Below are 25,963 nucleotides of genomic sequence, written 5' to 3'. Positions count from 1 at the left end.
CCAATATCTTCGGTAGACGTCATCCAGGTCGCTGATTTCAAAGCGCTTTGTGGGTAACGACGTGCTTGCTCTTCCGCCTGACGTCCGGATCATGTTTCCCGTCCCGCAACGCCGATAGGCCATTAGCCTCTTATTCGACACGCGCGGGCCAATAACGCGCGAGAACGTGGCCCGTGTGTGAGTGGACCTATTGTGTCGGCTTGACCGGCAACACCTCGACAACGTCGTGTGCGACAGCCCAAGGCGTGTTCGCTACCATCTCCACCGCCTCCGCCAAGGTCGCAGTTTCAACTATTCGGGAGTGCCCGTGACACCAATCAGAACGCCTGTCCCGTTTGCGACAACGGGCAGAATGAAAGCGCCGCGACGCGGCGCCAGCACGTCAGGAGCAATCAGACGCGAATTTGCACGTTTTTCGGGCGGGAACAGGCGTAAGTTTCTGCGCCTTGCGCGCACCCCTTGGCGGATTCCAGCCGTGCACGCCAATATGAGCGCTCACGGGAATGAGGTTTGCTTGGCAACTGGCTTGCAGAAACCTCAAAATTCTTACCTCGAGGCAGCCGTCGAGCAGGGCGATTTGTCCCAACCGTCAGGAGTTCCGTCATGACCGAGCAGTCCGCTCCCATCCGTATCGTCGACCCGACCGTTGGGCCGAAGGCCGAGGTCCCGCAGGCGCAAAGCCATACGCGTGCCACCCAGCCGGTGACCATGCCCGTTGAATTGAAGATAAACGGCAAGCAGTACCAACTCGCGCTCGACCCGCGCACCACGCTGCTCGATGCGCTGCGCGAGCACGTGCTACTTACCGGCACGAAGAAAGGCTGCGACCACGGCCAGTGCGGTGCATGCACCGTGCACGTCAATGGGCGACGCGTGAACGCGTGCCTGTGTTTCGCGGCAAATCACGAAGGCGACGAGATTACGACGATCGAAGGCATCGGCAATTCGCAGTCGCTACATGCCATGCAGGCCGCGTTCGTCGAATGCGACGGCTATCAGTGCGGATATTGCACTTCGGGCCAGATCATGTCGGCGGTCGCGTTGCTCGATGAGCCCGTCGGCCCGAGCAACGCCGACGTGCGTGAAGCCATGAGTGGCAACCTGTGCCGCTGCGGCGCCTACCAGAACATCGTCGCCGCGATCCAGATCGTGCGCGGCAAGGCCTGAGGAGCGTGCCATGGAACTCTTTCAACTGTCCCGCGCCTCCAATGTCGAAGATGCCATCCGCGTCGGCGCGACCTCCCATACCGCACAACAGGGCGCCGAAGTGCGCTTCCTCGCGGGCGGCACGACGCTGCTCGACCTGATGAAGCTCAATGTCGAAAAGCCTGGCCGCGTGATCGACATCAGCCGCCTCCCGCTGGGCGCCATCGAAGCGACGGCCGCTGGAGGCGTGGAGATTGGCGCAACCGTGCGCAATGCCGATCTCGCCCATCATCCGCTGATCCGTGGAGCCTATCCGGTGCTCTCCCAAGCGCTGCTTTCGGGTGCCTCCGCCCAGTTGCGCAACATGGCGACGACCGGCGGCAATCTCCTGCAGCGCACGCGCTGCGTCTATTTCCGCGATACGGCCATGCCGTGCAACAAGCGTAACCCCGGTTCGGGTTGCGCCGCGAAGACGGGCTTTAACCGTACACAGGCCATCCTCGGCGTGAGCGATGCTTGCATTGCGTCGAATCCATCGGATATGAACGTAGCGCTGATGGCTCTCGAGGCGTCCGTGCACATCCAGGGTGCACGCGGCGAACGCAGCGTGCCCATTGACGAGTTTTTTCTGCTGCCGGGCGATACTCCCGAACGCGAGACAGTACTCGAACCCGGTGACCTGATCACACACGTAACGCTGCCGCCGCCAGCGCCGGGCGGCCGTTCGTTGTACCTCAAGCTGCGCGACAGGGCGTCTTACGAGTTCGCGCTCGCCTCCGCCGCGGTAATAGTCACCGTGGTAGACGGGAAGGTAAGCCATGCGCGCGTGGCGCTAGGCGGTGTGGGCACGAAGCCATGGCGCTCACGAGAGGCGGAAGCCGCGCTCACAGGGGCCGTTCCGGGCGCGGAGGCGTTCCAGCGCGCCGCAGCCGATGCCCTCGCTGATGCGCAGCCGCAATCGGAGAACGGCTTCAAGGTCGAGCTTGCGCAACGCTGCCTCGTGCACGCGCTGACGCTCGTCACGACGCCGGCCTGATCCCGCCCGTTCCCCCAAACAGGAAGCAACCATGTCCGACGTTCTCCATTCCGTACACGAAGTCATCGGCCGCGCGCATTCGCGCATCGACGGTCCCGTGAAGGTAAGCGGCGAAGCCACCTATACCTCCGACATCCATTTCCCCGACATGCTGCATGCCGTGCCGGTCTGCAGCGCGATAGCCGCGGGCAAAATCGTCTCGCTCGATTTCGCCGCCGCCGAAGCGATGCCTGGGGTGCATGCGGTGCTGCATCGCGGCAACATCGGCCAGTTCTATCGCATTTCCGGCAACTCCATGGATACGGGCTTTGTCGACGAAGCGCGGCCACCGTTTGAGGACGACGTGATCCGCTACTACGGCCAGTACGTGGCGCTCGTTATCGCCGAGACCTTTGAGGCGGCCAGCGCAGCCGCGGCGGCCGTCCATGTGAGTTATGAAACGGCGCCGCACGACGTGAGCACGGCGCTCTCCACCGACGAGGAACTGACGGTGGAGAGCGAGCGCGGGGACGCGGACGCGGCCTTTGCCAGCGCGCTGGTTACCCTCGACGAAACCTACGTGACGCCCGTCGAGACGCACAACCCGATCGAGCTGCACGCAACCGTCGCGCGCCTCGACGGAGACGCATACACCTTCTATGAGACGTCGCAGGCGGTCTCGAATCATCAAGGGACGCTCATGCAAATGCTAGGCCTTCCGAAGGAAAAAGTGCGGGTCGTATCGCGGTATCTCGGCTCTGGCTTTGGCGGCAAACTCTGGATGTGGCCACATTCGCTGCTGGCCGCGGCTGCGGCACGCCATACGGGCCGCCCCGTGAAGCTCGTTGTCAGCCGCAAGATGATGTTTCAGAACGTCGGTCACCGGCCGCTCACGCAGCAGCGCGTGCGGCTATCGGCGTCCCAGGATGGGAAGCTGAGCTCGCTCGCGCATGAGTACCTGAATCACACAGCAATCGCCGATGTCTACGCCGAAACCTGCGGTGAACTCACTCCCGGCCTCTATAGCGTACCGAACCTGCGGGTTGCATCGACGACAGTGAAGCGCAATGTGGGCTCGCCCACCGCCATGCGCGGGCCCGGCGCAGTGCCAGGATTGTTCGCCATTGAGTCAGCCATGGACGAACTGGCGGTCAAGCTCGGCATCGATCCAGTTGAGCTGCGCATCCGCAACGAGCCGGAGGTGGATGAATCAAGCGGCTTGCCCTTTTCGTCCCGGCACCTCGTCGAATGCCTTCGGACCGGCGCCGAGAAGTTCGGCTGGGCTCAACGCACGCCCGGCGTCGGCTCGATGAAACGCGACGACGGAGTCGTAATTGGCTGGGGCGTGGGCGCGTGCAGCTGGCCCGCCCTGCGCTTTTCGGCGGAGGCGACTGTGGACTTGCGCGACGATGGTACGGCTCGCGTGGTCTCGGGTACGCAAGACATCGGCACGGGCACGTATACCATTCTCGCGCAGCTGGTCGCTGCCCAGACGGGCCTGCCGCTCGACCGGATCGAAGTCGGTCTTGGCGATACGGCATTGCCGCTTGGCCCGATCTCGGGAGGCTCGGCCGCAACGGCGTCACTCGTGCCGGCGGTGTCGGATGCAGCGCGCGCCGCGGTAAAGGTTTTGCTGACGCGCGCCGGAACGCTAAGCGACTCTCCCTTTGCCGGTATGAACCCCGACGAACTGCGCATGAGCGATGGCCGGGTACACCGCAAGCACGAGCCGGCGGAGAAAGGCGTGCCGTTCCAGCAGATCCTGTGCGCGGCGAAGATGCGCTCGGCCTCTGGTAGCGGCAGCGCGAAAGGCGGTTTCGACGACCCGCTCAAGAAGAAATATTCGCTCCACTCGTATGGTGCGCACTTTGCCGAAGTGACGTGGCAGCCGGAGATCGCGCAACTGCGCGTGTCGCGTGTGGTGACCGTGATCGATGCCGGCCGCATCCTTAACTTGAAGGCGGGGCGCAACCAGATCGAGGGTGCCGTGGTGATGGGCGTAGGCATGGCGCTCTTCGAGCACACGAGCTACGACTCGCAGTCAGGCGCGCCGATCAACAGTAATCTGGCCGACTACATCATCGCGACGAACGCCGACACGCCTGAACTCGACGTCACTTTCCTCCACCACCCCGACACGATCTTCAATGAACTTGGCGCCCGGGGTATCGCGGAAATCGGGCTCGCCGGAATCGCACCGGCAATCACAAGCGCGGTGTACCACGCAACGGGCGTGCGCGTGCGCAAGCTGCCGGTTATGATCGAGGATCTGCTTGCGGCGAGATGAGAGCGTCGTATCCCGAACGGGGGCCGCGCTGGGACCTCTCGCAGATCGAGGTCGAGGTCGAGGTCGTACTTCAGCTTCGGCCCCGATTGGTTGTCGCTTGAAGCATTTTTTTAAACGGCTGCGAGTGGGCCGGGCGGGAATTCTGCTGTGGTCTCGGAATTTGTGTACGAGGCCGACCCCGATGCCGCGCGTGTCGGTGCCGGGAGTGATCGCCAGGCCCGAATATGCCGTGCCGGCCAGCGTGTAGGCCGCCCGATTCCTGTTCTGGATAAAGCCGGCGGCGGTGGACACGCAGGACAAGACTAGGCCGGATGCGAAAGTAATCAACCTTTTCATGCGGCATCTCCATTTTTATCCGCATCGAAATATCGATGCTTTTATAAATATCTATTTGTTCGGTATAACTAAATGTTGCGTAGTGAGCCGTTCGAGCGTCCCGATACGCCCGGATACGTCATGGTTTTACAGAGGGACGGTCGCTTTCGATGCGAGCCTTCGGATTGTTGAGGACGGCAACGGGCGGGGCAAGCTAACGGTCTTTAACATCACTTTTGTCCAAAGCGGCGCAAGCTCTCCAAAGGAGGGCATTCCACCAGAGCTGTACGCGGGCTCGGTGAACCTGAATACCTACGACGCCCTCAGTTACGCAAACCTTGCCCAGAACTACGATGATGCCGCAGCGGCCACGAGGAATGGATTGAATGGAGAGTATCCGGCCTTTGCGCAAGATATCTGCTGGCTAACGCGGTCGCCGTCATTTGTCGCGATGCCCGGGAATTACCGCATCCAGTACCTGCTTCGCTGTCTCGACGATCACGTTGCCCTCGTTCGGGTCGCGCCGGATCAATGTGGACGCAAAAGCCTTGGCCTGCGCCAGCGTGATGTGCGGCGGTAGCGGCGGGATGTTCGGATCGGCTTTCACTTCGAGCACGACTGGACGGTCGGCGGCGAGCGCCTCGTCCCAGGCGGCGCCCATGCGCTCGGCGTCGTCCACGTAAATACCTCGCAGGCCGATCAGTTCAGCAAAGCGGTGGTAGGGTACCGACGGGATATCCTGTGATGCCTCGAACTTCGGGTCTCCCTCCATTGCGCGTTGTTCCCATGTCACCTGGTTCAGGTCGCCATTGTTCAGTACCATGCAGATCCAGCGTGGATTGGCCCACTGTTTCCAGTACTTTGCGACGGTAATCAGTTCTGCCATGTTGTTCATCTGCATCGCGCCGTCGCCGACCAGTGCAATCACGGGACGCTCCGGATAGGCGAATTTGGCTGCGATTGCATAGGGCACGGCGGCACCCATCGACGCGAGTCCGCCAGACAGGGAGCACATCATGCCGCGCTGCACTTTGAGGTCACGCGCATACCAGTTCGCGCACGAACCAGAGTCGCTCGTGACGATGGCATTGGAAGGCACGCGCGGGGACAGCTCCCAGACGCTGCGCTGTGGATTGATGCCGTCTTTGCCGGGTTCATGAGCGCGTTTGTCGAGCGTATTCCACCAGTCAGCGGTCCAGCCTTCGATTTTCTTGCGCCACGCGCGGTCCTCTTTCTGTTCGAGCAAGGGCAGCAACGCGCGCAGCGTCTCCGCGCTGTCGCCGACGAGATTGACTTCCATCGGATAGCGCAGGCTCAGCATGTCGGCCTTCGTATCGATCTGCACACCGCGTGCAGCGCCTTCTTTCGGTAAAAACTCCGCATACGGAAACCCTGAGCCGATCATCAGCAGCGTGTCGCACCCGGTCATCAGGTCGTAGCTTGGCCTGGTGCCGAGCAGGCCGATCGACCCGGTGACCCACGGGAGATCGTCAGGCAAGACCGCTTTACCGAGCAGGGCCTTCGCGACACCCGCGCCGAGTTTTTCTGCGACAGCAATCACTTCGTCCGTCGCGTGCAGTGCGCCGGCACCGACCAGGATGGCCACTTTTTTGCCGGCATTGAGCACGTCCGCTGCCTGTTGCAGGTCATCCGGGTAGGGCGTGACCCGCGGTGCGCGGTAACCGATACCCGAATGCAGAGTGCCGTGTTTGCGGGCCGGCGCTTCGTAGGGCAGGTCCTGCAGGTCGTTTGGAAGCACGATCGCCGTGACTTTGCGCTCGGAGAGTGCGGTTCGCACCGCGCGGTCGACGAGATGGCGTACCTGCGAAGGCACGCTCGCCTGTTCGACGAAGGCGCCGGCGACGTTCTTGAACATCGAGACCAGATCGAGCTCCTGCTGATAGTGGCCGCCCATTGCTGCCCGAGCTTGCTGGCCGGCGATGGCCAGCACAGGCATGTGATCCATGCGGGCGTCGTACAGACCCGTGACCAGGTGCGACGCGCCCGGTCCCGAGGTGGCGATGCACACACCCAGCTCGCCGGTGAACTTGGCATGCGCCGAGGCCATGAAGGCGGCCATTTCCTCATGGCGTACCTGCACGAACTCGATTTTTCCTTTCGCCCGGTTGAGGGCGCCAAATACGCCGTTGATGCCGTCTCCCGGGTAGCCGTAGATACGCCTTACGCCCCAGGCATGCAGTCGTTCGACGATGAAGTCACCAACGGTCTGGCTCATTGCGATCTCCCAATAAACAGATGACGAGGACGGCTCGGGCACCGGCACATGCCTGGGTGGCGGGAACCTGATTTTGGAAATCCTAGAGGATGGGCGCACCGCCAGTGACGGCGATGGTCGCGCCGGAGATGTAGCTCGCTTCGTCGGAGGCCAGCATGACGTACGCGGGTGCCAGCTCGGCGGGCTGGCCCGGGCGCTTCATCGGTACCTGCGCGCCAAAATTTTCGACCTTATCCGGTGGCATCGTTGCCGGAATCAGCGGTGTCCAGATCGGTCCCGGCGCGACGCAGTTCGCACGGATTCCTTTCCCGGCAAGCAGTTGCGCAAGTCCTCCCGTGAAGTTCTGGATCGCACCTTTGGTTGTCGCGTAGACGAGCAAGGCCGGATTCGGATGATCGGCGTTAATCGACGCCGTGTTGACGATCGACGCGCCCGGTTTCATATGCCGTACCGCGGCCCGTGTGATCCTGAACATGGCGCCGATATTGGTATCGACAGTACGATGCCACTCTTCGTCGGTGATCTCGTCAAGCGAGGCATGCGTCATCTGGTATGCGGCGTTGTTGACCAGTACGTCGAGCTTGCCGAAGGCATCGACCGCCTGCTGCACGATGGCGTTGCAATGGTGAGCGTCCGTCACATCGCCACGTGACAATACGGCCCGCCGGCCAGCTTTTTCGACCCAGCGCGCGGTTTCGTGGGCATCGTCGTCTTCGTCGAGATAGGCGATCAGCACATCGGCACCCTCGCGTGCGAAGGCAATCGCCACGGCACGGCCAATGCCGCTGTCGCCGCCGGTCACGATCGCAGCCTTGCCGGCGAGCCGTCCTGAGCCTTTGTACGATTCCTCACCGTGATCCGGCACGGGATCCATTGAAGCGGTATGGCCTGGCACGTCGCTTTGCTGCTGTGCCGGAAAGGGAGGGGCGGGACGATTGGCGTGGGACATGACATTCTCCGTCGAATTCAACATCGCGAGCCACGTGAAGTTACGTGCTGCGTCCTCAATCGGTCGCAGCAAGAGGCGATCCCGCTAGTGCATGCAACCAGAACGATTCGATGCGATACGTCGAGGAGAGAATTTTGCGGCAACCGCGGCGGTGTCCCGTTTTGCGCTAAAGATGACCGTTACACCGCATAGATAGTGAAGCGATCAACCAGTGGCGACCGCTATGTCGCGTATGAAAATTCTGCGACCGGATTGAAAAGAGTGCATTACGCCCGACATTTCGGAACCCGTGACCGGTCGGAATCCGCAATCGGCCAAGGCGACGGCGAGCCAGGTTGCAGCACTCCTTGATAACTGAATCTCTCTCTAGGCGAGCTGAATGTGTCCTCTTTGAATGGCATCAGAACTCACGGCTTCGACCTCTATCTGGAGTCCGTTCGCGGCGTCGACGCGCAGGCGCCTCCCAGGAACGCGAAGGGGCGCATGCGGTTCTCCGGATATTCTGCTAAAGCGAACGGTCGCGCTCGGCAAGAGTGTTCACCATCTCTGCCATGTTCTCGGTTCCCCAAGTGCAAAGCGGGACGATCTTATCGGCCAGACTACGACCGAGCGGAGTTAACGCGTAGTCCACGCGTGGCGGCACCTCCTTATAGTCGGTCCGCGCCAGCACACGATCGGCCTCCAGTTCCTTCAATTGCTGGATCAGCACTTTGGCGCTGACACCGTGGACATTGCGTTTGAGTTCGCCGTAGCGCTTCGGGCCGTCGAGCAGGAAGTAAAGGATCAACGGTTTCCACTTGCCCGCGATGATACTGAGGGTGGCGGCGAGCCCGTAGGAGTACCGGCCACCGCATTTTTCAGAGCAGTCATTCATTTGGCAGTTACCAAAAGGTGCATACTTGTACTGAGGTTATCAGAACTGCATACTGGTCTCAAGTAAGCAGTTCGCTGCTTCCCAACCACGCCAAGGAAGGATGCACATGATGACCAGACTGAATGGAAAGACCGCTGTGATCACCGGTGGGGCTACCGGCATCGGCCGGGCCGCAGCAAAACGCTTCATCGAGGAAGGTGCCTTCGTTTTCATCTTCGGCCGCCGGCAGGAGGCGCTCGACGCCGCTGTCGCCGAACTTGGGCCCAATGTCCGCGCGGTGAAAGGCTCGGTCTCCGATGAGGCCGACCTCGACCGACTCTACGCGGCGGTGCAAGCCGAGCGCGGAACACTCGACATCGTCTTTGCCAATGCCGGGGCGGGAAGCATGCTTCCGCTCGGCAAGATCACCGCCGAGCACATCGACGAAACCTTCGACACCAATGTGAAGGGTACGATCTTCACAATCCAGAGGGCGCTGCCGCTGATGAACGAGGGCGGTTCGATCATCCTGACCGGATCGAGCGCGGGCACCACAGGTGCGCCAGGAATGAGCGCGTACAGCGCGAGCAAGGCGGCCGTGCGCAACCTCGCGCGGACCTGGGCGCAAGATCTCAAGGGCACTGGCATCCGGGTAAATGTGCTGTCGCCAGGCGCGACGGCCACGGAACTCGCGAAGGAGGCGCTGGGCGAGGAAGGTCAGAAGGCCTATGCCTCGATGACGCCACTCCAGCGCATGGCCGATCCGGCGGAGATCGGAGCGGCGGCGGCCTTTCTCGCGTCGCAGGACAGCAGCTTCATGACCGCTAGCGAGGTCGCCGTTGACGGTGGTCTGGCGCAACTGTGACACCAGGCATATACGTATAGCAACTCAATGCGCCGTGAGCTATCCATCGCAGTCAAGGCGACATGCATCGATGTAGTCCACTGTGAGCGTCGAGTTCCTCCCTGGAAGCTCTCTGGGCTTCTGCGGGCATCGTCGATTCAGTGCAGGGTCGCCTCGGCAATGCCGGCCAGCGCGCAGACCACAACGACGGCGAGCGGTGGAATCTTCCAGCGCGTCAGCAGGAAAAAGCCGATGGCCGCGACGGCAAAGTCGAGTGCCGAGCGAATCGCACTGGTCCAGATCGGCGAGTACAGCGCGGTGGCCAGGAGTCCAACGACCGCAGCATTCACTCCTGCAAGCACTGCCGCCATCGATTGGCGAGCGCGTAGCGCTCGCCAATAAGGTAGCGCTGCAAGCACAAGTAGAAGGCCTGGCAGAAATATTCCCACTGTAGCGAGCAACGCGCCGGTCCAGTGATTCGGCGCTTTGATCATCATCCATCCAAGAAATGCCGCGAATGTAAACAAGGGGCCCGGGACGGCCTGCACGGCGCCGTAGCCTGCCAGAAAATCGTTCGAAGTGACCCAGCCGGTTGTGACAGTTTGCTGTTGCAGAAGCGGGAGCACGACGTGACCGCCGCCAAACACCAGGGCACCGGAACGATAGAATGCCTCGAAGACCTTGAATGCCTGACCCGCGCGAAGTCCGTCAAGGACAGGAAGCCCGAACAGCAAGATACAGAACAGGATCAGCGCGGCGGCGCCCACCGTGCGGGAAACAGGGAATTCGTGTGTGTGTTGTGGTACATGGCCGCCGTCTGACGATGCCGTCGTGTGACACAACGCAGATCCGAGCACAGCACCGAGGCCGATAACGATGAGTTGCGCATAAGCGGTCGTCAGAATGCTGAGTACCGCTATAGCGATGAGCGCGATGGCCGCTCTGCGGTGATCGGGACAAAGGCGACGCGCCATGTCCCAAACTGCCTGAGCGACGACGGCGACAGCGACAAGCTTCAGACCGTGTATCAGGCCACTACCGACCGGGCCACCCAGGTTCGGGGCGATGGCAGCGAAGCAGAGTAACAGCAGGACTGAGGGTAGCGTGAAGCCACACCAGGCAGCGAGTCCTCCAAGCCACCCTGCTCGCAGAAGGCCGATCGAAAATCCCACCTGGCTACTGGACGGTCCTGGAAGGAACTGACAAAGTCCGACCAGATCTGTGAAGGTTTCGTCATCAAGCCAGCGAAGCCGCTCGACGAATTCGCGGCGAAAATAGCCCAGATGAGCAATCGGACCGCCGAAGCACGTCAGTCCAAGCTTGAGGAAGACCGCGAGAACTTCCAGGACGGCACCTCCTCGACTCGAGTGCGGTGATGCGATATCAGTTTTCATACGTGGGTGTGAAGTGCCACCGCGCCGTCATCGTGGCTCGTTGAGATTGCGATTGGCATCGGCGCCGGGAAATGAAACATGGACTGCGAGCCCCCGGCCGCCGATGCCAGTATCAAAGTCCAACCTTGCTCCAAAGTACTCCGCGATGCGGGCGACGATTGACAGGCCGAGTCCGCTGCCGTTCGCACCATTGCCAGTCACGCGAAAGAAGCGATCGGTCAGACGCGTGATGTCCTCCGTATCCACGCCGGGGCCGTTATCTCCGACTGTCAGCACGACCGCATCGGCATCGCGCCTGATAGAGACCTCGACTCGGCCGCCCTCATCGCAATACTTGATCGCATTGTCAATCAGGTTGTCGAGCACAATGTCCATCAAAACCGGCTCTGCCATGACCATGTAGTTAGTGTCGCCGACCATAGCGACGGTCATGCCTTTTCGTCGAGCGTCTGGCTCGTTAGTGGCAATGGCATCCTTGACGAGCGCAGCAAGTGCAACAGGTTGCGCAGGTACCTTGCGATGTTCGTCGAGCCGGGCCAGCAGAAGCAACTGTTCGGCAAGATGGGCGCTGCGATCCACGCCCTGTACGACCCGCTGCATGGCAAGTTGTTGCTGGGCGGCGTCCTGTGCCGCGAGCGCAACTTGTGCCTGAACCTTGATCGCGGCCAGCGGTGTCTTCAGCTCGTGCGCAGCGTCAGCGGTGAATGCTCGCTCGCGGTTGATTGAAAGTCCTAGTCGTGACAACAGTTGATTGATTGCATCGACAAGTGGACGGACTTCGACCGGCGTCGGCCCGATCCTGATCGGCTCGAGTTTGCTGGCATCTCTTGTCCGGATCGCCTTCGAGAGCGCCTCAAGAGGCGCCAGACTGTGACCAATACTGATCCAGACCAGCAATGCGAGAACTGGCAACGCCAGAGCGATCGGCTTCGCAATACGAAGTGCCACCCCGGTGGTCAGGTCACTGCGCTGATTGGTTGACTCTAGCACTCGTACCGTACGACCTGACACACCATCGTGAAGCATATAGGTATGCCACGGCTGGCCGCCAAGTGTTACCGTTCGCGCGCTTGCTGTGGCGTCGGCTGGTACCTCGAACGCATCCAGGGACTCGAGCTGCGCGCTGCTGGCCAGGACGCGTCCCTGCGCATCGCGCACCTGGAAGAGCGCTTCGCGCGGCGACTTGTCGCCATCGTTGCCGTTTGTGTGGCCGGGACCGCGGCCGTATTCGGTACGCGCGTCGATACGCGTCCTGGACAGGACCGAGAGGTCGTTCTGATCGAGCAGAACGATGAACTGCGCGAGTTGAACAAGGCGCGCGTCGTCCCATTCTCCCACCTCGCGCGTCGCCTCACGGTAACTCCAGCCGAGGGCGATAGCCCACACCAGGATAATGCTCGCGAGCACTAGCAGCGCGAGTCGACCGCGTATCGATCCTGGCATCATGCCTGCTCCATCACGTACCCGATACCCCGGACGGTTTTGATCAAATCCGCCCCAAGCTTTTTACGCAAGTTGGATATATGTACTTCAATCGTGTTGCTTTCGACTTCTTCGTGCCATCCGTACAAGCTTTCTTCAAGACGAGATTTGGATTGCGGCACACCCTGGTGCGTCAGCAACTGATGCAGCACGGCCCATTCGCGAGCAGTCAGCGGAATGCGGACATCGTCGCGCAATACGGTCTTGGCGGCCGGATCGACAGTCAGAGCGCGATATCGGAGGACTTCGACGCCGCGCCCCTGTGAGCGCCTTAAAAGCGCACGACAGCGTGCAATGAGTTCCGTCAGGTCAAAGGGCTTGCCGAGGTAGTCGTCCGCACCCGCCTCGAGGCCGCCCACCTTGTCGGCAACCGTCCCTTTTGCGGTGAGCACAAGCACTGGCACATTCTTCCCACAGCCCCGCAACCATCCCAGGAGTTCGAGGCCCGACATTCGGGGCAGTCCGAGATCGAGCACGACCAGCGCATAGTCGGTGGTTTCGAGAGCCAGTTGCGCGTTGCGACCGTCCTGCGTCCAGTCGACCGCAAAATTTGCGTGACGAAGTCCTGCTTCGACACCACTACCAATCAGATCGTCATCTTCGACAAGAAGTATTCGCATACAGGTGCGCCCAGAGAAGCATCCGGCAAAACTGTCATCGACGCGGCAACGCGCCTGGCCATATTTGCCAGTGTAACCACGTTGGGGCAATGAAAGCGCATGATGCCGACCTGCTTAAGATTTCCTTCAGGTTCGGCCATTAGTATCAGCTAACCGCGCATGGATGCACAGTTGTCACCTGGAACCAGCCGAGGTCCATCGGTCGATCGATCGCTACAAGGAAAATGAAAGTGCCTTCGATATCTACGTTCATCCGCATCGGCGAGTTGCGCCATGACACCATCCACGATCGACATGCTACGAGCCTGTCTCCTGACAGCGGTAACTGCTGCCATCGCGATCGAAGCCGCGGCACTTCTGGCTATCGGCCCGTTCCGTGTTTCCGAAGACGTGCTTACATGGATGACCTTTCGCGCAGCAACGGAGGTGGCCATTGCGTGCATGCTGCTGGTCACAAGACGACTTGCGCGCCCGCGATTGCTTCGGTTCTGTCCGGATGCCTGTGGTTCTTCATCTCCGGTTCGATCGCAAAGCTTTCGAGTGGGCCAGGTGTTGGCGGTAGCATCTTCGAAACTGATGTTCGCGGGTTCCGTTGAATCCACGGGCGAGCAATGAACGCAATCAAACCAGGCGACCACTCCATGGCGGATTTTCGACGATCGGCTGAAGCACGTTATGACGGCGTAGCGCGTCTCCTTCACTGGTCAATCGTAGTGTTGATCACGATTCAGTTCGTGATTGGCTGGACGATGCCTGATGTTCATCACGATACAAAGCCGGTTGGACTGATCGCGTGGCATCTCGGCGTCGGTGCGACGCTGGTTGCCGCTATGGCGCTAAGAATCATCTGGCGACTCACGCATCGGCCTCCGCCCGACGCATTGTCGCCAATATTGAGTGCCGCTTCCCGAATCACCCATCTGCTTCTCTACGCCGCGCTGATTATCGTGCCGGTGTTGGGATGGATCAACGCATCTTCACGTGGCTGGACCGTAAATTTTTTAGGCGTCGTGCCATTCCCCGGCTTGACCCCGACAGGTTCCGCATTCGGACACGCGATGGGGGACGTCCATGGAGTCCTGGCGTGGGTGCTGTTTGCACTGATCGCGGTACATGTTGCTGCGGCGTTGTTTCACCGCTTTGTGCTTCGCGATCAGGTCATGCATCGGATGTTGCCGTAATGTTAGCAATTCCGGCGCAATCGGAAAAATGCCCTGGCCAATAGGGCTCAGCGTTTGGCCCGATGCAGCCGACACATCGTACAGGCCCGAATACATAACTCCGAATCCGGCCGCCGCGATCGCGACTCGTGAATTTCGGTCAACCGTCCCCTGTGGGTCGTTCTGAGTCGACCACCACCGGGCTCATTGCGGCCACAAACCGTCCAAGCCAGCGAGGAAGCGAACGATGGGGATGGCGGGCGGCGTCCAGTCCGGCAGGAGTTACTGAACCTCGCCGCTCGCCAGTTCGTGATCGAAAAGCCACATCGGTGAATAGGAATAGCGTCCGTGTCGAATCGGTGTGTCAAGCAAAGAAAGCGATCGCCTGGCCGTTCAACTTTGGCTTATCGACAATCGGGCCCAGGCAGCGCCCGTCGGCGAAGTCGAACGCAATGACGGTGTCCTGAGCGACGCAAAACAAATATCCCTCGGAGTCGAAGCGCAGACCCCGAGGACGATGAAAGTTCGTCTTCCGATCCACCCGGAACACGCGGACAAGGCTACCGGTTGAACTGTCGTACTCGCGGACGGTACATACCGCGTCCGGTTTTCCAAAGGGAAACTCGCTGGACACAAGCACGTTTCCGTTCGGCCCGATCGTGAGATCCAGTGGACTCACTGCGTCGTCCGTAATGAAGTGAGAAGCATGCAGTTCACCGTCCTGATCAAACACGACGATGTTGTTTTCACCCTCACCGTCCGGACCGATGCCGGACGCGAGGAAAAGCTTGCCATCCGTGCCGAAGGCGAATCCGCGAGGGTACGGAACCACACCGGCGGGCAGTACGGATTGCGCGGCGCCGTCGAGATAGGGGGGAAACGCGGCAATTGTCCGCGCGCTACGCAGTCCAACGTAATAGCGGCCATCGGGTCCCAGGTGGCCACCTCCGGCATTCAGTCCTGGAACGGCACCTGTGTCGCGTACCACCGTCCCTTTGGTGTCGAGTGTAAGGATGCGGTCGTTTCCGCTATTGACATAAAGATGCTGCCGATCCGGACTGACGCTCATGCCGCGAGGATCGACGATGCGAGGGTCGTCGCTGAACGAACCAATGAAAGTACCGTCGAGTCGGAACGACAGGAGCGCCCCGTATCCATCGCCGTTCGAACCAGAAGCGCTGGTAACCAGAATGCTCATATCGAGTCCTGCGAGATAGGTGGGAAACTCTCGCCCTGCCGTGCCGTAGTGGCCAATGCAACGACTGGCGCTACGTTAGCGCAGGTCGCTGCGTCGTTCAGGGCGTGCTTGTGTGAAGGGAGTCAAGTACCGGAATCCGCTCTTCCGGGTCTGGATGGTGGGGTGCAGAATTACGCCGCCTGCGTTTCAGCATGGAATGGGTAGTCGGTGTAACCGCGTGCGTTTCCGCCATAAAAAGTACTCCGGTCGTACCGGTTGAGCGGCAGATTCAATCGCAGGCGCTCGGGCAGATCGGGATTGGCGATGAATTGGCGGCCAAACGCGACGATGTCCGCGTGGCCCGCTTCGATGATCGCGTCCGCAGTCTCTTTCGTGAAGCCGCCTGCAGCGATTAGCGTGCCGGTGAACTTCGGGCGCAGATGGCGCGCCGCGACCGGATCGTGAACTTCGCCGATCGTTTCCGTGCCCTTGATACGTGGCTCGACCACGTGGAGATAGCCGATGCCGCGCCTGTCCAACTGCTCCGTCACGTAACCGAAGGTGGTTTCTGGGTCGCTGTCATGCATCGAACCATAGGTGCCACTTGGTGCAATGCGCACGCCAACCCGATCCGCTCCCCACACCGAAATCAGTGCGTCCGTCACTTCGAGGAGGAAACGGGCGCGATTTTCAATCGGTCCGCCGTACTCGTCGGTGCGTGTATTCGAACCGTCCTGGAGAAACTGGTCCGGCAGGTAGCCGTTTGCGCCGTGCAGTTCCACACCGTCGAAGCCCGCGCGCAGTGCCCGCTCGGCACCCCTGCGGAAGTCCTCGACAATGGCGGGGATTTCGTTCAATTCAAGCGCGCGGGGCATCGCGAATTCGACTTCGCCGTTCACCGAATACGCATGGCCTTCGGCTTTCAGCGCGGACGGAGCAACGGGCGGCGCGCCACCTGGCTGAAGATCGGGGTGAGACTGACGGCCTACGTGCCACAACTGGAGGAAGATGCGCGCGCCTTTGGCGTGCACGGCATCCGTGATGCGGCGCCACCCTGCAATCTGATCGTCGGAGTAGATTCCCGGGGCCATTGCGTAGCCGTAGCCTTGAACCGAAACGGGGGTTGCCTCCGTGACGATGAGACCACCTTCGGTTGCGCGCTGCGTGTAGTACTCAACCATCAGATCGCCCGGCACATCGCCGGGCTCCGAACGCATGCGTGTCAATGGCGCCATCGCGACGCGATGGGAAAGCGTGTAAGGACCTACTTTGACGGCTGAAAACAACTTGCTCATGAAGTTACTCCTTGCGGATCAGCTAGCACCGGCTTGCGGCACGAGTGCGGTAACACGTTCGATGGCTCTTGCAACTGCGGCAGCGAGCCACAACGGCGATTTGCTGTCGGTCAGACCTCTCCTGGTAGCGGTTCGCCAGACAGCGGTTTTGCCCAGTGGGTGCATGGTCAGTGCAAAGGCGCGCGCTTTCGTCGCCTGGACCGAGGAGATATTCGGCCCTCAGATTGAAGCCTTGCCGATCGAGGCGCCGCCGTCGACAAACAACGTTTGACCCGTAATGAAAGCAGCATCGTCGGACAGCAAAAAAGTGATGGCTGCGGCAATCTCGTCTGGCTTGCCGAAGCGTTTCATTGGGACGGCAGCAAGATACCGCTGCTCTCCTTCGCTTCCTGGCGCGTTGTTGGCTCTAAACAGTTCGGTTTCCGTGGGGCCGGGTGCGACGGAATTGACCGTGATGCCGGCGGTCGCCAGCTCAAGCGCCCAGGAGCGCGCGAAACTCACCAGGGCGGACTTGGCGGCCGCATAAGCCGTACGTTCCACGATGCCAAGGACAGTGAGGCTCGTTATGTTGACGATTCGGCCCCAGCCTTGGGCGCTCATATGGGGCAGCAGAGCTTGCGCCGCCTGTATAGCTGGATGTAGATTGAGCGACATGACGGAGTCAAGCGTGTGCAGATCGATGGCGCCCAGCCTCTGCGGTTTGACGAGGCCAACGTTATTGACCAGGCCGTCGAACTTGTATTTCGCCACAAGACTATCGAGCACATCCTGCGTTTTCACGCGGTCGGAGAGGTCGACAGACACGAGTGTTCCTGGGAAGGCATGGTCGTCTGCCTGACGCGCCAGTCCCACTACCCGGTGCCCGTCTGCGTTCAGCCGCGCCGCGACGGCTCTGCCGATGCCTTTGCTGGCACCGGTTACAAGAAAAGTGCGTGATTTCATCTTGCCTCGATGTTGATGTAACGGTTTGCCTGTTCAATCGTTCCCGGCGGCTTACGGCCGGGAACGAAGCAGGACCGATTCAGGATACCGAATCAAGCTTCTTGCGGAGAACCGGCAACATATCTTGAGGCTCCGGACGGCGCGTATAGTCCGGGTTGACTTCGGAGTACACGATCGTTCCGTCTTGCCCGACCACGTAGCGCGCCGGCATTGGCAACGTCCAACTATCGTCGCCGTTGAACGCCGGTAGATCGTTCTTGAGGTTCTTGTACAGATCCACCAGATAGTCGGGCAAAGCAAAGCGGATGCCGAATGCGGCTGCCACATCGTTGTGCGTGTCGCTCAGGATCGGGAAGCTCAGCTTGTTGGTACGGATGGACTTGCGGCTGTTCACGGCATTCTGCGGCGAGATCGCGATCAGGCTGGCGCCTTCGGCCTTGAACGATGGTAGCGCTTCTTCAAGGGCCGTCAGTTCAAGATTGCAATACGGGCACCATACGCCACGGTAGAAACTGATCACGATCGGTCCCTGCTTCAGCAGTTCGACAGACGACACGGGTTTGCCATCCGGATCATTGAGGGTAAATTCCGGCGCGACGTCGCCTGCTTTCAGAGCGCGTGCAGCCTGACCGGACGCCGCGAGTTCGGCTGTCGCACGTTCCATGATCGGATGGATTTCCGGCGGTGCAAAGTACGGGGCCTTTCCGCCTTTGAAATCGGTCTTGAATGCGTCGAGCCTGGCTTGAAGTGACATGTCGATTCCTTTCCTGATGAGGTTTAACGCACATTGCGTGGTAGGAATAGTCAGTCAATGCAAACCCGCGGAGAAGACAGCATGCATGCATAACTGTCATTCCTGCTGGGCATGGGGGATGACCAAAAGAACAGAGCGGCGGCGTGGGCAAGTGGCCGCGCGGCGTTCGTCAACGCGCGTGACCTGGGCGACGTCCGGTCTGCGGGTATCAGCAGACATTGGACCTTGAGATGCCATCGGCCGCTCGGGTCGACGTGAGCCAATCACGATTGGGCCCAGTGCGGCCATGAGCCGTCGTTCGACATCGCGGCATAAATTGTTGACAATGCACACCAATATTGGCGATTCGGCATCACGACCGATAGGTTATAGCCCATGTCTACCGGCCAATCAAAGTGGCATTCTGGATGTATGCCAATGGAAAGGGCTGACTCGCACTAAAGTGGTTCGACCGTACACGCTGGAACTCAAAATGACCTTTAAGATCGACTCGCTGCCTGACTATTCAGCATTACAGCAATTCGCTCGAGCACTATGGCGCGATGGGACAGCCCGGGGGGCTGCCGTTCTGGTAGGCGCAGGCTTCTCGAAGAATGCGCTCTTTCCCGCGAAGGACAGCCGGCAACCTCCGTTGTGGTGGGACTTATGTGACGCCATGGTCGAACAGCTCTACCCGGGGAGAAAAGGCAGCGCGCCAACGAATCCTCTTCGGATCGCTGAGGAGTATCGGACCTATTTCGGGCAAGCGGCCCTTGACGACTTTATCCGGTCTCATTTCCCCGACCGCGCTTGGCAGCCCGGCGCCTTACACACGGAACTTCTCGAGTTTCCTTGGTCCGATGTCCTGACTACCAACTGGGACACATTACTGGAACGGGCCGCAGAAAATACTTTTGACCAGAGATACGATCTCGTAAGGCTGGAAGCAGATCTGCCACATGCGCGGGCGCCCCGTGTGGTTAAACTGCATGGATCAATAGGAGACGAAGGACCACTTATTTTTGCTGAAGAGGACTATCGGACTTATCCGAGCAAACACGCTGCGTTCGTGAACCTAGCAAGACAGATCTTTATCGAAAACGAGCTCTGCCTGGTCGGATTCTCGGGTGACGATCCCAACTTCCTCGAATGGACGGGGTGGGTGCGCGACCAGTTGGGAGGTAAGGCCCGTCGCGTCTACCTTGTCGGAAATCTGGACCTTGCCCCTGCGACGCGAAAATTCCTAGAATCGCGCAATATCGCGCCAATCGATTTCGCACCAGCTCTCGGCGCAATACCAAAAGCGGCCCGACATGCGGAAGCAACGAAGCTTTTCTTCGAAGCGCTACATGCTGCTCACCCGAGTCTATTGCACGACTGGGCGCCGGCGGAGTCCAGCAGTTTCCCTCTTCTGCAGGCAGGCCAAGACGCACATACGAAGGCACGCAAGGATGACGCCTTCGCTGCCGATCTTCTGCAGCAAACTGCCGCCGTAATCAGGAGGGACCGGGAAACGTATCCGAGTTGGCTGGTGTGCCCTGCAAGTCTGCGGAACCAGATGAGGCACCGTTCAGATGAAGCATGGCTGTTGCGTGCGTCCGTTCTGGAACGCTTCGAAGTGACTGAGCGGGTAGCTATCCTGCGTGAATTCCTCTGGCAGCGCACAGTTTCCTATTCCTGGATTCCAAACCAGCTATTCGAGGCGCTGATCGCCTTACTCGATTCTCGTCCCGTCAACGTAGATGCAGACGTTCTCTGCGAATTCGCCGTCGCGCTGATGCGACGAGCGAGACTGCACCAGGATGAAAAGGCCTTTCTGAAGTGGGAGGACTTCGTAACACAGCTTGTTCCCTCGTCGGACGAGATTCGCATGGAGGCAAGATATCAGAAATGCCTGTTCGAACGGGACCAGCTCAAGCTTCATGAACTGGCAAATTCTGCGTCATTACTTGAATCCGTTGATCCCGTCTGGATGCTTCGCCGGGCGGGCCTGCTGACTGAAATCGGCTTTCATGGCCATGCAATAAAACTGATCAGGGATGCCGCGACAGAATTGGAGCGGCGATACAGGCTCGACCATAGCTCTATCTGGATCAAGGCCCGGCTGGGGTGGGCAGAATGGATTTCACGCGGAACCTATGCGGGGGCTTTCCAGGCACCCGTTGATGCGCCCAAAGCCCGCGAGTTCAAGGAACTGCTGGTTGCGCCCCGCGACGAGATTGAGCGGATCGAAACGATGGCAGCTGAGCACTATGCCGAGCACAGGCTGGATGAGACGGGGTTGAAGCTGCTTTTCGAGCCCGGGCATTATCGTGAATCCCGACAACGGGCTCCGGATACCGTAGACAGTTCGGCTGCAGCCGCGTTTTACCAGCTTGATCAGCTCATGGAGGCCGTCGGTCTGCCCGTCAGGACGAGCGGCATTAGCTTCTGCGCAGATGCGGTCGGCGCAGTTGCAAAGATTACCTATCAGCGAACCGTTGACTGGTACATCTGGTTGATACGGGGAATGCAGAGTCACTATGACAAGACTTTCGACGTCTATTTCAGCCGCATTGCCGTTGCTCAACTACCCGATGAAGTGAGCTCAGGGTTGATATCCGTCGTCAGGGCAGGAGCCGATTTCTGGGTGGGCCGCCTTGAGGCATCGCAGGGTAAGGAGCAAGCCGAGGACAGGAGCGGCGCGATCGATCGCCTGAGACTTCATCTCACTGTGCTATCGCGACTTACTGTGCGAATGTCGGAAGATGAAGCACAGGCGACGCTTCTCTATGCTCTCAGCCTCGCAAGACGTAATTCGATGCAATTCCACTGGATACTGGAGGCACTGGACGAACTAGCAAACCAGTCCGTGGCAGGGCTCCCGCCATCTAGGCAGAGCAAACTCGCATGGGAGATCATTGACTTTCCGTTAGCGGCAGAAGTCCAGTCGGACACTCGATGGTGGCCGGATGTTATCAACCGTATCTGGAACTCTGTGCCAGACCGCCCCGGTGATGACGCGCGATGCCAGCGTCGCGTCCAGCAGTTGCTGGATGCGGCAAAGCGTGGACAGCCTTCCAGGAAGGAAGCGGTACATCGACTCAGCTACCTGTCATTGCGGGGATCGCTACAGGCTGACGAGCATGCATCTTTCGGAAACGTCTTATGGTCTGAGGTGGACGCCCAAAGTGGACTACCCGCCGACACAGGATTACTCAGTAGCGCGCTCGCTAACCTTCCCTCACCGGATGCTATCGACCCTAGGGCGATGGTTCGTGCAGTGCTGTTTCAAGGCGGTCAAACAGGCGATCTTGATGCACCGAAATTGCTCGATACGCGAGTGCTAGACAAGAAACTGCAAAACATTCAGTCCTATATCCTCGCTGCACAGATTGGTATCAGACCGGAACCTCAGGAGGCGCGACGGCTATTTGATGAACTTGTTGCGTGGGATCCTGCTCTCGTTGAGTCCAGATCTCCAATGGATGATTCATGGAGGAAAAATTTTCTGGATGGAATGCGCCGCCACGTTGGAACAGTATTGGCTGAACTGTGTGCTCCAGCGCTGGATCCGACGTCAAAAACCGGGGAGCGAGTCTCAACGCTGCGCACCTGGATATTGAAGTCTCGCGAATGGCATGGTTTGCCCGGGATGCCGGCATTTTTGGACACCATGCCGGACCTTGCTGACGATTTGGCGACTCTGATTCGCCGTGCGCTTGTCGGCTCATACAGTCATCGCGTGGAGAATGGGGTGATAGCTCTACGGAAATGGGCGACACTGGTACAGGACGGCTCACGCGTCGCACTACCAGATAATCTGATCGACCAGCTTGTTTCGACGATCGAGATCCGGCACGAGCACGGGCTGCCTGCGCTACTCTACACCGCCAGATATTTCCTCGAACGGAATCTTATCCCTGAGGCGGGGGTATCGCGCTTACTCTCAGCACTTGAAGACCTATGGCTCGAAACTCAATACATCGAAACTGAAGCTACAAGCCGCAGGGCGATCTCGCTATCGCTAGTCCGCGCTGAATGCCTTAGACTTGCGTACGCAATGAAATCGCGGATCAGTGACGACGGGACGCTGGACCGATGGATTGAAGCAGGCAAATCGGATCCGCTTCCTGAGGTACGGAATGCCCTGCTTGATGCCGAACCATAAGCGGGACTAAGGAACCGGCTATCTACGGTCATTCGATGACGCGACATTGATCGTTGATCCCTCCAACGCTCCTACAGGCGCGTCTTCGGGGACTGCCGGTACCGCATCTACGAAGACAGTCGTTTGATCGCACACTACCGGCATGATTATCGGGGCGACGACCACGGGATTGGGTTCCCGGATGGCACAAGCAAGTCATGTCCTGTCGGCCGTGTAATCGATTTTCTGGAAGGCGGCGGGTCGAAACCGCTGGCATTTTCGGCCCGCGCTTTAGCGTACCTTGCTACAAAGCAAGCGAAGGGAGGACGAACAGAGGAACGGCCGCTTTGGGGGGAATCGAAGGACCGCTCAGGGTCGCGTGCTGCCGATGGCCGGCAAGCAAATGTGCGGCCACTCGCGAACGCTCGTAGCCGCTGATGGGGTACGCTCGGGTCGAAAAAAAGCCGACCGGGTTAAGGTCGGCTAATGATTCCGGCTATTCCGAGGGCCGCGCCAAAACCCGACAGAGCCACATTATGCCGCACTACGCCCCAAACCGGCACAGCAAAGGCAGTACGCCGCCAGCAAGGGATGTGCGGCCCGCACGTCGGCGCAGGTCACTGATGCCAAACAGTTGGCACCAGCCGGCCACTATCGGCCGCTCGACGTCATCGCTCACCCGCTATTGGACAAATGTCATTGCGGGGAGACGCACGATTCAGTTATCCCCGCGCCGCTCTATTAACAGTCAGTACCAAGGCAGACACCTCAGAATTCAAGGCTGCGTACGTTATCGCACACAGCCCGCAACGCTTCACTCGCAATACTTTGGGGTGGTCTTTTGTCCAACCGAGCAAGTTAAAACTCGATCGACCGCAACTGCCCGATTCGTTTGTTAGGAAGGTTCGTCTCAGTGATGATCCGGTTTGCAACGACAAGGAGTAGCCCATGCCCGACGGCGGTTTTGACCGCGCGACCGAATTTCATTTCAAAGAGTTCGAGGCGCTAAGGAAGGAACTTGAGAACCAGTTCGAATATAACCGGAAAATCGCACTATACGTTGTAGTTGGTATGGCTGCTTTCTTGGCGTGGTTCTGGAAGGACGGGTGCTCAGTACGATTTGGAAACTGGATCCCGCTATTGATTGTGGTTGGCGGAGCAACTCGGTCCTTTGCAGTGTCTCATGGAATAACGCAGATCGCGAACTACTTGAGAACGCTAGAGGCCGAGTACACACTGCGTGCGCTGGGCGGAAGTGGCCCGACCGGTTGGGAAACGCATCTTAATCCCGGTGGGAAAACAGGTGTCTTTTTTAACTTCATTCGTCCACGGTCGTTGACTAACAAGATCTTCTGGCTATTTGTCATGGGGGTGGGGTTGTTCGTAGCTCTCGCCCCGAACATTTCGACGTGCGGTGACCGCCACGCTTCAAACCCTTCGATGATCTGTAGTGCTCCTGCCCTTGGAGTCGGTTGGTGCTTCGTGGCAATAGTTAAGGCCGATTGACTGTCCACAATTGGCGCTCGGTGACTCTACCGGCCCGTAACCCCTGTCGTACCCATCAGCGAATGTCTGTTATCGGCAAGGCCCGTAGACTCTTGTGGGTCGACTTGGCGCGTTCGCCATCGGCCCTGTCTCGGCCATCTGCAGTTGTTCGAGTGGGCGCCAAGGAGGACGTTCAGACGTCGGCTTCGACCCCGACAATAGACCTTCGGCAGGCGTCGCGTCATCGGCATTAGTCGCCCTTTCTCGTGAGTAATCTGCTAGCGATGACCAAGCTTCACGATTCACCTGCCGGGACGCACGGTTGAGACCGACGCCCGTGTCATGTCGGCCGAACCGGACCAGCCAGCTTTGCGCCGCAACTCGATTCATCCGCGCACAGGGCGCCTAATGTCGCGACCGCTTTATCGAGCCGCTCCGACCACGGGTATCCATAGTTCAGACGCATATGGTGTCGAAATGCGCCATCCGCAGAGAAGACCGGTCCGGGCGCGATGCTGATGCCACTGTTGAGCGCTGCCTGGAAGAGGCGTATCGAGTCGACGTGATCCGGTAGCGCCACCCATGTGAAATAACCGCCGTCAGACCTGGTCGCCATCACATTGGCCGGGAAGTACCGGCTAATCGCGTCGAGCATCTGCGATTGCTGAAGGGCCAACTCGCGACGTAGCTTGTGCAGGAAACGTTCATAGCCGCCGTGCTCCAGATAGTCGGCGATTGCGCGCTGCGCCGGCATGCTGGCCGATAGCGTGGTCATCCATTTCGCCCGTTCCAGGCCGCCCGCGAACGCTCCGGCTGCCGCCCAGCCGATACGATATCCGGGCGCAAGGCACTTCGCAAACGACCCACAATGGATGACAAGACCTTTCTGGTCGAAGAATTTGGCCGGACGTACCGGGTCCGGGCCGAAATGAAGCTCGTTGTAGACGTCATCCTCAATGAGCGGCACGTTGTGTCTGGCGAGCAGATCAACCAGCGCCTGCTTCCTGGAATCGCTCAGCGTCGCCCCAGTCGGATTGTGGAACGAGGTCATGAACCAGCAGGCGCGAACCGGATGTTGCTGCAGCGCTTTCGCGAGCGCATTCAGATCATGTCCCTCCACCGGGTCAACAGGAATCTCCACTACGTTCAGCTTCAGACGCTCGATTGCCTGCAGCGCTGCATAGAACGTCGGCTTTTCGATCGCGATCACGTCGCCTGGCGCGGCGAGCAACTGGGCGCTTAGCGTCAGGGCTTCGAGTGCACCGCTCGTAATGATTATCTCGTCGACGGGCACCGTCATCCCCGCCATCAGGTAACGCAACGAAATCTGCTGGCGCAATCCTTCGTGCCCCGGCGGCAGTCCGTCAACCATGCTGACCAGGTCTGTTGAACGATTGACCGCCGCGCACGACTTTCCGACGCGCGCCATCGGAAACAGTTCAGGGCTCAGGAACGCTGAACCAAGCGGGACAGTCGCGGGCTGCCTGATCGTCTTGAGGATCTCAAAGACAAGGTCGCTGATATTGACGGTCTTCGGGTCGGTAGCCATCGAGGTTCCGGGCCTTTGCCGCGGCAATTCTCTGGAAGTCGACGACACAAAATAGCCCGAACGCGCGCGCGCCGTAATCATGCCCCGATTTTCGAGCAGGTAGTAAGCACGAAATACCGTCGCGGGGCTCACACCCCATGCCTTGCACGCCGCGCGAACAGAAGGGATACGCGCGCCGGGTGGAAGATCACCGCGCTTGATGAGTTCACTGAGTTGGTCGGCTAGCCGCTCGTACCGTTTCAACTTGTACTCCTCACAGATAACACCGTTGCGGAGGTCGGAGCCGCCCCGATGGCACACACACTCAACGTTTGAAGAATGCCACCTGCCAATCTGATACGGCCTTTCTTTT

At 59.6% G+C, this 25,963-nt stretch carries 19 protein-coding genes; 8 read left to right on the top strand and 11 right to left on the bottom strand.

The window, feature by feature from the left end:
* The first annotated feature begins 603 nt into the window (after positions 1 to 603).
* From P3T17_RS22750 to P3T17_RS22740, 3 genes are read left to right on the top strand one after another with little or no spacing between them, the layout of a single operon-like run.
* A complete protein-coding gene (locus P3T17_RS22750; protein ID WP_429408992.1) occupies positions 604 to 1,167 on the top strand; it encodes a (2Fe-2S)-binding protein in 564 nt (187 codons plus the stop codon).
* A gap of 10 nt (positions 1,168 to 1,177) precedes the next feature.
* On the top strand, positions 1,178 to 2,182 hold the full coding sequence (locus P3T17_RS22745) for an FAD binding domain-containing protein (RefSeq protein WP_429408991.1): 1,005 nt from the start codon (positions 1,178 to 1,180) through the stop codon (positions 2,180 to 2,182).
* A gap of 31 nt (positions 2,183 to 2,213) precedes the next feature.
* Positions 2,214 to 4,448, top strand: a complete 2,235-nt coding sequence (locus tag P3T17_RS22740) for a xanthine dehydrogenase family protein molybdopterin-binding subunit (protein WP_429287986.1) — start codon at positions 2,214 to 2,216, stop codon at positions 4,446 to 4,448.
* 754 nt (positions 4,449 to 5,202) lie between these two features.
* Here the strand turns inward: P3T17_RS22740 and P3T17_RS22735 are convergent.
* The 3 genes from P3T17_RS22735 to P3T17_RS22725 all read right to left on the bottom strand — a co-directional run bounded on the left by P3T17_RS22735 (position 5,203) and on the right by P3T17_RS22725 (position 8,822).
* On the bottom strand, positions 5,203 to 6,999 hold the full coding sequence (locus P3T17_RS22735; protein ID WP_429408990.1) for a thiamine pyrophosphate-requiring protein: 1,797 nt from the start codon (positions 6,997 to 6,999) through the stop codon (positions 5,203 to 5,205).
* A gap of 82 nt (positions 7,000 to 7,081) precedes the next feature.
* Positions 7,082 to 7,948 (bottom strand): glucose 1-dehydrogenase, encoded by an 867-nt coding sequence (locus P3T17_RS22730; protein WP_429408989.1) that lies wholly within the window; start codon positions 7,946 to 7,948, stop codon positions 7,082 to 7,084.
* Between the two features lie 505 nt (positions 7,949 to 8,453).
* Positions 8,454 to 8,822 carry a winged helix-turn-helix transcriptional regulator gene (locus P3T17_RS22725; protein WP_074267772.1) on the bottom strand — a complete coding sequence of 123 codons (369 nt, stop codon included), beginning with the start codon at positions 8,820 to 8,822 and terminating at the stop codon, positions 8,454 to 8,456.
* Positions 8,823 to 8,931: 109 nt separating this feature from the next.
* Here P3T17_RS22725 and P3T17_RS22720 point away from each other — a divergent pair, with 109 nt between their 5' ends.
* Positions 8,932 to 9,666 carry an SDR family NAD(P)-dependent oxidoreductase gene (locus tag P3T17_RS22720; protein WP_429409147.1) on the top strand — a complete coding sequence of 245 codons (735 nt, stop codon included), beginning with the start codon at positions 8,932 to 8,934 and terminating at the stop codon, positions 9,664 to 9,666.
* Positions 9,667 to 9,803: 137 nt separating this feature from the next.
* Here P3T17_RS22720 and chrA read toward each other — a convergent pair whose 3' ends face one another.
* The 3 genes from chrA to P3T17_RS22705 are packed head-to-tail and all read right to left on the bottom strand — an operon-like array spanning position 9,804 to position 13,141.
* The gene (gene chrA, locus P3T17_RS22715) at positions 9,804 to 11,039 is read right to left on the bottom strand and encodes a chromate efflux transporter (protein WP_429408988.1); all 1,236 of its coding nucleotides are present in this window, start codon (positions 11,037 to 11,039) and stop codon (positions 9,804 to 9,806) included.
* Positions 11,040 to 11,066: 27 nt separating this feature from the next.
* Positions 11,067 to 12,485 carry an ATP-binding protein gene (locus tag P3T17_RS22710; RefSeq protein ID WP_429408987.1) on the bottom strand — a complete coding sequence of 473 codons (1,419 nt, stop codon included), beginning with the start codon at positions 12,483 to 12,485 and terminating at the stop codon, positions 11,067 to 11,069.
* A complete protein-coding gene (locus P3T17_RS22705) occupies positions 12,482 to 13,141 on the bottom strand; it encodes a response regulator transcription factor (protein WP_074267775.1) in 660 nt (219 codons plus the stop codon). Before P3T17_RS22705 ends, P3T17_RS22710 begins: the two co-directional genes overlap by 4 nt.
* Positions 13,142 to 13,414: 273 nt before the next feature.
* Between P3T17_RS22705 and P3T17_RS22700 the strand changes: the two genes are divergently transcribed.
* On the top strand, positions 13,415 to 13,756 hold the full coding sequence (locus P3T17_RS22700) for a hypothetical protein (RefSeq protein WP_429408986.1): 342 nt from the start codon (positions 13,415 to 13,417) through the stop codon (positions 13,754 to 13,756).
* A 26-nt stretch (positions 13,757 to 13,782) separates the two neighbouring features.
* Entirely contained in the window at positions 13,783 to 14,322 is a 540-nt protein-coding gene (locus tag P3T17_RS22695; protein WP_429408985.1) for a cytochrome b, read from the top strand.
* 343 nt (positions 14,323 to 14,665) lie between these two features.
* Here P3T17_RS22695 and P3T17_RS22690 read toward each other — a convergent pair whose 3' ends face one another.
* From P3T17_RS22690 to P3T17_RS22675, 4 genes are all read right to left on the bottom strand, one after another.
* Complete coding sequence (locus tag P3T17_RS22690; RefSeq protein WP_429408983.1) at positions 14,666 to 15,370, bottom strand: hypothetical protein; 705 nt, start codon at positions 15,368 to 15,370, stop codon at positions 14,666 to 14,668.
* Between the two features lie 299 nt (positions 15,371 to 15,669).
* A complete protein-coding gene (locus P3T17_RS22685; RefSeq protein ID WP_429408981.1) occupies positions 15,670 to 16,773 on the bottom strand; it encodes an alkene reductase in 1,104 nt (367 codons plus the stop codon).
* 219 nt (positions 16,774 to 16,992) lie between these two features.
* Complete coding sequence (locus P3T17_RS22680) at positions 16,993 to 17,715, bottom strand: SDR family oxidoreductase (RefSeq protein ID WP_429408980.1); 723 nt, start codon at positions 17,713 to 17,715, stop codon at positions 16,993 to 16,995.
* Positions 17,716 to 17,794: 79 nt separating this feature from the next.
* Complete coding sequence (locus P3T17_RS22675) at positions 17,795 to 18,469, bottom strand: peroxiredoxin-like family protein (protein ID WP_429408979.1); 675 nt, start codon at positions 18,467 to 18,469, stop codon at positions 17,795 to 17,797.
* Positions 18,470 to 18,941: 472 nt separating this feature from the next.
* Between P3T17_RS22675 and P3T17_RS22670 the strand changes: the two genes are divergently transcribed.
* Positions 18,942 to 22,598 (top strand): SIR2 family NAD-dependent protein deacylase, encoded by a 3,657-nt coding sequence (locus P3T17_RS22670; protein ID WP_429408977.1) that lies wholly within the window; start codon positions 18,942 to 18,944, stop codon positions 22,596 to 22,598.
* 927 nt (positions 22,599 to 23,525) lie between these two features.
* Positions 23,526 to 24,083, top strand: a complete 558-nt coding sequence (locus P3T17_RS22665; RefSeq protein ID WP_429408976.1) for a hypothetical protein — start codon at positions 23,526 to 23,528, stop codon at positions 24,081 to 24,083.
* A 319-nt stretch (positions 24,084 to 24,402) separates the two neighbouring features.
* On the opposite strand, the gene P3T17_RS22660 is transcribed toward P3T17_RS22665, so the two are convergent.
* The gene (locus tag P3T17_RS22660) at positions 24,403 to 25,854 is read right to left on the bottom strand and encodes a PLP-dependent aminotransferase family protein (RefSeq protein WP_429408975.1); all 1,452 of its coding nucleotides are present in this window, start codon (positions 25,852 to 25,854) and stop codon (positions 24,403 to 24,405) included.
* Positions 25,855 to 25,963 lie beyond the last annotated feature (109 nt).

The sequence above is a fragment of the Paraburkholderia sp. GAS82 genome, assembly GCF_050436285.1.
In the GTDB taxonomy this organism is placed as follows: domain Bacteria; phylum Pseudomonadota; class Gammaproteobacteria; order Burkholderiales; family Burkholderiaceae; genus Paraburkholderia; species Paraburkholderia phenazinium_B.
This window is presented reverse-complemented; position numbering and strand designations above follow the sequence as displayed.